The organism is Nonomuraea sp. NPDC049400 (genome assembly GCF_044466425.1).
GTDB lineage: Bacteria > Actinomycetota > Actinomycetes > Streptosporangiales > Streptosporangiaceae > Nonomuraea.
In genome coordinates this window covers 37,104-44,845 of the sequence record NZ_JBITMP010000072.1, presented here as the reverse complement: position 1 = coordinate 44,845, position 7,742 = coordinate 37,104, and the positions used below count along the sequence as shown (strand labels likewise).

Here is a 7,742-nt window from a genome sequence, read left to right as displayed (position 1 = left end):
CGATCTCTCCCCACGCCCGGTGACCTACATCGATCACCTTGGCACACGAGGAGAGACCGACACGAGATAGATCAAAAAACACCAGCTACCTAGAGTCCCAGGAACTCGCGTTCGACATGATCGAGCGCGAGGCGTACGGCGCCCAGCGCCACCCCCTCGTCCCCGAACGTGGACGCCACCACCTCCGGCACGCTCACGCAGAGCTCGGCGAGGTGGCGGCGGAGCGGTTCGAGCAGCACGTCGCCGGCCCGCGCGTAGCCGCCGCCGAGCACCAGCAGGTCGGGGTCGATGGCCAGCGCGAGCGCCGAGGCGCCGATCGCGAGGTTCTCGGCGTAGCGGTCGACCCGCCGCACGGCGTCGCGATCGCCCGCCAGCGCCGCCTCGAACACCTCCGCCGCAGTGGCGAGCTCAGGGGCGTCCTTGACCAGCTCGCGGGCGGCGTCCTCCCAGCCGACCTGGCGCAGCGTGCCGATCTCGCCCGCGGCCCCGTTGCGTCCCGGATGCAGCCGGCCGCCGATCAGGATGCCCGCGCCCGCCCGGTGGCCGATGAGCACGTACACGACGTCGGAGGCGTGCTGCGCGCTGCCGCGCCAGTGCTCGGCGAGCGCGGCGAGGTTGGCGTCGTTGGCGGCCAGCGCGGCGCAGCCGAACCAGCGCCCGGCCAGTCCCGCCAGGTCCACGCCCGTCCAGCCGGGCAACGTGATCGACAGGGACACCCGCCCGGTGCGGTCCACGATGCCCGAGGTGCCCGCGGCCACGGCCCACACCCGCTTGCGCGCGACGCCCGCGCCGTCCACACAGGCCAGTGACGTACGCCGGGCCGCCTCCAGCCGTTCGTGGGCCGCGGCGTCTCCGGAGACGTCGGCCCGCTCCCAGGCGATCACCTCGCCGTTGAGGTCGGCCAGCGCGGCCACGATCGCGTCGCCCCCGACCTCCACGCCGACCACGTAACCGGCGTCCGCGCGGAACCCGAACCGCCGCGCGGGCCGCCCCATCACGCCCTCGTCGGGCGGCACCTCCCTGACGTAGCCGCGCTCCCCCAGCTCGTCGAGCACCGCCTCCACCGTCTGCCTGGACAGGCCGGTGATGCGGCCGAGCTGGGTCAGCGTGGCCACGCCCTCGCGGCGCAGTGCCCTGAGGGTGGCCTGGGTGTTCACCTTGCGCAGCAGCGACGCGTCACCTGGGCGGAGCTCGGTCAACTTATGCGACCCTTTCTCATAACTGCCCTGTAACTCCCCATTGACGGCTGACAGCCAGGATCCTAGCATCAGCCGACATACGTGAACTGGTTACATATGTGGAGGCGCAATGGTCACTCTCGCCGTCGTGGGCGCGGGTTCGCGGGGGGCCGGGTACGCCCGCCACGCCGTCGAGACCGGCCAGGCGCGGGTGGTCGCGGTGGCCGATCCGCTGGACGCCCGCCGCGACAGGTTCCCCGGAGCGGAGCAGTACGCGGACTGGCGCGAGCTGGCCGCGCTGCCCCGCCGGGCGGACGCGGTGATCATCGCCACCATGGACAGGGAGCACGTCGAGCCCGCGGTGCGCTTCGCCGAGCTGGGCTACGACATCCTGCTGGAGAAGCCGATGGCGGTCTCCGAGCAGGACTGCCGGCGGATCGTGGCGGCGGCGGAACGCTCCGACGCGGTCTTCGCCGTCTGCCACGTGCTGCGGTACACCCCGTACACGCGGGTGCTGAAGCGGCTGCTGGACGAGGGCAGGATCGGGCAGATCGTCAGCATCCAGCACCTGGAGCCGGTCGGGTGGTGGCACCAGGCGCACTCGTACGTGCGGGGCAACTGGCGGCGGGCCGACGAGGCCACGTTCATGCTGCTCGCCAAGTCGTGCCACGACCTCGACTGGCTGGTGCACCTCACCGGCAAGCCGGTCACGCGCGTGTCGTCGTTCGGCGGGCTCAAGCACTTCCGCCCGGAGAACCGCCCGGAGGGCGCGGCCGACCGCTGCCTGGACTGCCCGGTCGAGGCGGCGTGCCCGTACTCGGCCAAGCGCATCTACCTCCCGCTGGCCGGGCGCGAGGTGTGGCCGCTGTCGGTGCTCACCGACGACGTCTCCGAGGCGGGCGTGCTGGAGGCGCTCAGGACGGGCCCGTACGGCAGGTGCGTGTACGCCTGCGACAACGACGTGGTCGACCACCAGGTCGTGAACATGGAGTTCGAGGGCGGCACGACCGCGTCCTTCACCATGACGGCCTTCACCCCTGCGCTCCACCGGCAGACCCGGATCTTCGGTACGCGCGGCTCGATCGACGGGGACGGCGAGCGGCTGACCGTGCACGACTTCGTCACCGGCCGCACCGAGACCGTCGACACCCGTCCCACGGGTGACTCGACGGCCGGAGGCGGCCACGGGGGCGGTGACGAAGGGCTGGTGGACGCGTTCCTGGCCGCGGTCGCCACCAGGGACCGCTCCTCGATCCTCTCCTCGCCGGGGGAGAGCCTGCACAGCCATCTCATCGCCTGGGCCGCCGAGAGGTCGCGGCTGCACGGCGAGACCGTCACCCTGGAAGGAACCCCCCGATGAAGGCAATGCACATCACTGCCGCGATGGCCCTGGGCGCGGGCCTGGTGGCCTGCGGCTCGTCCACTCCCGCGAGCCGACCGGCCGCCCAGCAGGACGGCGGGCGCGGGCCGATCACGTTCATCAGCGGCAAGTTCGAGGCCGAGTCGGTGCAGAAGATCGTCGACGCCTGGAACGCCGCGCACCCGGACGAGAAGGCCACCGTCGTCCTGCTCCCGGAGAGCGCCGACGAGCAGCGCCGCAAGCTCATCCAGAACGCGCAGACCAAGTCGGACGCCGGCGACGTGATCCTCATCGACGCGGTGTGGACCAGCGAGTTCGCCGCGAACCGCTGGGTGGACGAGCTGAAGCTGGACACGACCGGCTTCCTCCCCACCACCGTCGAAACAGCGAAATATCGCGACAAGCTCTATGCGGCACCGCTGTTCACCGGCACCGGCCTGCTCTACTACCGCAAGGACCTGGTCAAGGAGCCGCCCAAGACCTGGGACGAGATGAAGAAGATCTGCGCCGAGGTGCTGCCCAAGCAGAAGGGCATGAGCTGTTACGGCGGCCAGTTCGACAAGTACGAGGGCCTGACCGTGAACTTCTCCGAGGCCGTGGCCTCCGCGGGCGGCCAGCTCCTCGACGCCTCCGGCCAGCCCCAGGTCACGAGCGAGGCGGCCAAGCAGGCCGCCCGGTTCCTCGCCGACGGCTTCAGGAGCGGGATGATCCCGAAGGAGGCGATCACGTACAAGGAGGAAGAGGGGCGGGTCGCCTTCCAGGAGGGCAAGCTGCTCTTCTACCGCAACTGGGCCTACGGGTACGAGGCCGCGCAGAAGACCGACGGCTCCAGCAAGGTCGTCGGCAAGTTCGACGTGGCGCCCATCCCCGGGCTGACCGGCCCCGGCGCGGGCACGCTCGGCGGCAACAACCTGGCCGTCTCCGCCTTCTCCAAGCACAAGCAGAGCGCTCAGGACTTCATCGCGTTCATGACCAGCGCGGCGCAGATCAAGGCGTTCGCGCAGACCAGCTCGATGCCGGTGCCGCGGACCGCGATCTACGAGGACCCTGAGCTGATCAAGAAGTACCCGTACCTGCCCGCGCTCAAGGACGGCATCCTGGCCGCCAAGCCACGTCCCAAGGCCGTCAGGTACGGCGACGTGACCGCCGCCATCCAGGAGTCCGCGTACGCCATCGTCACCGGCGCCAAGCCGGCCGACCAGGCGCTGTCCGAGCTGCAGTCGGCCCTCGGGCCCCTGCTGAAGTGAGCCCTGCTGAAGTGAGCACTGCTGAAGTGAGCACTGCTGAAGTGAGCACGCGCAACTCGCGGTGGCCCGCCGCGCTCATGTTGTCCCCCACCATGATCGTGCTGGCCCTCGTGGTGTTCTATCCGCTGCTGTCCGCCCTGCGCGAGTCGTTCTACGAGAGCGGGCAGCGGCTGGACGCGGACGGGTTCGTGGTGGAGGGCGAGTGGTTCGCCGGGCTCGCCAACTACGCGGGCGTGGTGGAGCAGCGCTTCCTGAACGCGGCCGTCAACACGACCCTGTTCACCGTGGTGACGGTGGCGCTGGAGGTCGTGCTCGGGGTGGCGATGGCGCTGGTCATGCAGCGGGCGTTCAGGGGGCGGGCGTTCCTGCGGGCCAGCATCCTCGTCCCGTGGGCGGTGCCGACGGCGGTCTCCGGCCTGATGTGGAAGTGGATCTTCCAGGCGGACGGGGTGGCGAACGCGCTCCTCGGCACCGACATCCTCTGGACCGCGGACGGCGCCTGGGCGAAGCTGGCCGTGGTCATCGCCGACGTCTGGAAGACCGCTCCGTTCGTCGGCCTGCTCGTGCTGGCGGGGCTGCAGGTCATCCCCGCCGACGTGTACGAGGCCGCGAAGGTGGACGGCTCGACGGCCAGGCAGACGTTCTGGCGGATCACGCTGCCGCTGGTCAAGCCCGCCCTGCTGGTGGCGGTGCTGTTCCGGCTGATGGACGCGCTGCGCGTGTTCGACCTGCCGTACGTGCTCGTCGGGCCGCGCAAGCAGTCGGTGGAGACGTTGTCCGGGCTGATCTGGGACGAGGCGACCCGGGTGCACTACGGGCCCGCCGCGGCGTACGGGACGGCGCTGTTCGTGTACATCGCGTTGATCGCGTTCGTGTTCGTCAAGCTGCTGGGGGCCGACCTGCTGAGTGACGTGCGGTCGCGCAGGAAGGAGGCCCGGGATGTGGCGTAGGGCGGGGACGATCGGCATCGCGCTGTACTGCCTGGTGCCGTTCTACTGGATGGTGGTGTCGAGCTTCCGCCGCACCGCCGACATTTACGACAAATCACCATTTCCTGCCCCGTGGTCCTTGGAGAGCTACCAGGCGGTCTTCGACGAGGGCATGGGCTTCGGCCAGGCGCTGCTCAACAGCCTCATCGTCGCGGGTACCACGACGGCGATCACGTTGCTGGTGGGCACACTGGCGGCGTACGCCCTGGCCCGCCTCACGTTCCGGGGCAAGAACGTCATCCTGGCCCTCGTGATCGCCGTCTCCATGTTCCCTGGGGCGCTGCTGATCGTGCCGCTGCTCAAGCTGTTCACGACGATCGGGTGGATCAACTCGTACCAGGCGATGATCGTCCCTTCGATGTCCTTCGCCCTGCCGCTGACGATCTGGAATTTGACGACGTTCTTCCGGCAGCTGCCGTACGAGCTGGAGCAGGCGGCCATGATCGACGGCTGCACCGCGTTCACGGCCTTCCGCCGCGTCATGCTCCCGCTGGCCGCGCCGGGCATCTTCACGACGGCGATCCTGGCCTTCATCGCGGCCTGGAACGAGTTCATCATCGCCGTCACCATGGTCAACGACCAGGCCCGCCAGACGGCCACCGTACGCATCGCCCAGTTCACGGGGGCCGCCAAGTTCGACACGCCGTTCGGCACGCAGATGGCCGCCGGCGTGCTGGTCACGATCCCGCTGGTGCTGCTGGTGCTCTTCTTCCAGCGCCGCATCGTCGCCGGCCTCACGGCGGGCGCCCTCAAGTAACCCTGCTCACCGCCCAGCCACCGGACCCACCGGCTGTCGCGCCACCGCTCCCCCACCGGCCTCGGCGACGACGCGAGCCGCGCGCGGCCCACGTCCAGCGCCGCTCGGTCGCAACTCCGGGGACGGCCGCACTGTGCGCGCACGCGATGGCGCATGGGTGGAGGGGCGGAGTGTACCGGCGGGACGATGGCGCGCGGCGGTGGACGGCGCAGAGGGCGGGACGGCGGGTGGTCACTCGCCGGGGATCTGGCCGGTCGGGGTTTCCGGGGACTCGTTGGGGTCGGGGCCCGACTGGGCCGCGAGGCCGACCACGATCACGACGGCGCTCCCCGGCTCGGCGCACGTGCCCGGCGGGACGGTCTGGCTGAGGATCGTGCCCACCCGGGACTCGTCGTCCACCACCTGCCCCTTCGACCGCACCGTGAAGCCCGCCGCGGCCAACGCCGCCCGCCCGTCCTCCTGGGACCGGCCGACGACCGGGGGCACCGTGACGCCGTTGCGGGCCACCGTGAGCGCCACCGGGGTGCCGCCCGCGGCGCGGCTGCCCGCCTTGGGCTGCGTGGAGAGCACCTGTCCGTCCGGCTGGTCGGAGCAGGAGCGAGTGACGGCGCCGACCGCCAGGCCCGCCCCGGTCAGCCTGGCCTCGGCGGCCTTGAGCTGCAGGCCCGTGACCGCGGGCACGGGCAGCCCCGCCGACACCTGGAGCGAGACCCTGCTGCCCCTGGCCACCGCCGTGCCCGGGGCGGGCTCCGCGCCGAGGACCTGGCCGATCTTCTGGGCCGAGTCGAGCTGGGTGACGGTGCCCAGGACCAGCCCGGCCTGTTTCAGCGCCTTCGCCGCCGCGCTCTTGTCCAGTCCCGTCAAGGGCGGGACCGGGACCGTGACCGGGTGTGCCACCGGAGGGTCGGAGGTGGGCTTGCTTTCCTGCGTTCTCTCGGACCTGGGCGGGGACGACCTGTCCGCCGGGGGGCGGGATTTCCCCGGATCCGACTGCGGGGGAACCGTCGGGCCGGCCGCCCGCGACGGCTGGACCTCGTGGCTCTGGTTCATCGCGGGGATGAGGGCTGCGAGCAGTACGGCGGCCGTGACGATCAGGGCCGCGCAGACCGCGATGACCGCCCTCGGCCAGCCGCGGCTCGACGTCGATGGAGCGTTCCCGTAGGTTGACTGCCCCGCCGGGCTCGGGCCGGAGGGCGGGCCGCCTTCCCGGGTGCCGGATAACCGGTAGCCGCCGGGTGTCCCCGTGGCCTCGGGCTGGGCGATCGGCGTCCGCGGCTCGGGGGAGGTCGAGCGCTGCTCGGGCACCAGCGGCGGCGTGGCCCGCAGGATGTGGGCCGGAGGCGAGTCCAGCACCTCGGCAGGCAACGCGGCTGATTCGCCCAATAACTCGAGCAGCAGGTCTCTGCTGGTGGGCCGGTTCCGCGCGTCCTTGTCCAGGCACGCCTCGACCAGCGTCCGCAGCCGCCCGTCCAGGCGCCCCAGCTCGGGCGGCGCGGTCAGGATGCGGTGCAGCACCGGCGCCACCGAGTCCTGCCCGAACGGCGCCGTCGCGTTGGCCGCGAAGCACATGGTGGCGCCCCACGAGAACACGTCCGCCGCCCCCGTGACGGCTGACGCCGTGATCTGCTCGGGCGCCATGTACGCGGGCGTGCCCACTCCCCGCCCGCTCACCGTGGCCGCCGCGTCCAGTGCCCTGGCCAGGCCGAAGTCGATCACCCGCGGCCCGTCGGAGCCGAGCAGCACGTTCTGCGGCTTGAAGTCCCGGTGGACGATCCCCGCCCGGTGGATCGCCGCGAGCGCGGTGGCCGTGCTGACCGCGAGCCGCTCCAGCGCGCCGCCCCGGCGCGGTCCGGTGAGCGCGACCTCCCTGTGCAGCGAGGGCCCGTCGACGTACTCGCTCACGATGTACGCCCGGCCCTCGTCGAACCCGGCGTCGATCACCTGCGCCGTGCAGAACCTCGCCACGTGCTTGGCCAGCTCGACTTCCCGCAGGAACGCCGCCCGCTCGTCGCCCACGGGCCCATGCAGCAGCTTGACCGCGTATGCCTCCCCGCCCAGCGAACCGAGGAACACCGTGCCCTGTCCGCCCTCACCCAGCCGCCCGGAAAGCTCGTACTCCCCGAGTCGCTGAGGGTCCCCCGTCCTGAGCGGCTGCGCCGTTGGCACGGGGCGCCTCCCCTCGCCGCCACCCCTTACTGCTTTCTACTGAAA

6 protein-coding genes are annotated in these 7,742 nt (G+C 71.4%); 4 read left to right on the top strand and 2 right to left on the bottom strand.

The window, feature by feature from the left end; all coding sequences use genetic code 11:
- Positions 1 to 89: 89 nt before the first annotated feature.
- Complete coding sequence (locus tag ACIBVN_RS54690; RefSeq protein WP_397149837.1) at positions 90 to 1,199, bottom strand: ROK family transcriptional regulator; 1,110 nt, start codon at positions 1,197 to 1,199, stop codon at positions 90 to 92.
- A gap of 109 nt (positions 1,200 to 1,308) precedes the next feature.
- On the opposite strand from ACIBVN_RS54690, the gene ACIBVN_RS54685 reads away from it, so the two are divergent.
- Genes ACIBVN_RS54685 through ACIBVN_RS54670 form a run of 4 tightly spaced genes read left to right on the top strand, consistent with a single transcriptional unit; the run spans position 1,309 to position 5,531 of the window.
- Positions 1,309 to 2,538: a Gfo/Idh/MocA family protein gene (locus ACIBVN_RS54685; RefSeq protein ID WP_397149835.1), complete on the top strand. Its 1,230-nt coding sequence runs from the start codon at positions 1,309 to 1,311 to the stop codon at positions 2,536 to 2,538.
- Complete coding sequence (locus tag ACIBVN_RS54680; RefSeq protein WP_397149833.1) at positions 2,535 to 3,785, top strand: ABC transporter substrate-binding protein; 1,251 nt, start codon at positions 2,535 to 2,537, stop codon at positions 3,783 to 3,785. Before ACIBVN_RS54685 ends, ACIBVN_RS54680 begins: the two co-directional genes overlap by 4 nt.
- Positions 3,786 to 3,811: 26 nt before the next feature.
- Positions 3,812 to 4,735: a carbohydrate ABC transporter permease gene (locus ACIBVN_RS54675; RefSeq protein WP_397149831.1), complete on the top strand. Its 924-nt coding sequence runs from the start codon at positions 3,812 to 3,814 to the stop codon at positions 4,733 to 4,735.
- The gene (locus tag ACIBVN_RS54670; protein WP_397149829.1) at positions 4,725 to 5,531 is read left to right on the top strand and encodes a carbohydrate ABC transporter permease; all 807 of its coding nucleotides are present in this window, start codon (positions 4,725 to 4,727) and stop codon (positions 5,529 to 5,531) included. Before ACIBVN_RS54675 ends, ACIBVN_RS54670 begins: the two co-directional genes overlap by 11 nt.
- Positions 5,532 to 5,762: 231 nt before the next feature.
- On the opposite strand, the gene ACIBVN_RS54665 is transcribed toward ACIBVN_RS54670, so the two are convergent.
- Positions 5,763 to 7,697, bottom strand: a complete 1,935-nt coding sequence (locus ACIBVN_RS54665) for a PASTA domain-containing protein (RefSeq protein WP_397149827.1) — start codon at positions 7,695 to 7,697, stop codon at positions 5,763 to 5,765.
- Between the last annotated feature and the right edge of the window lie 45 nt (positions 7,698 to 7,742).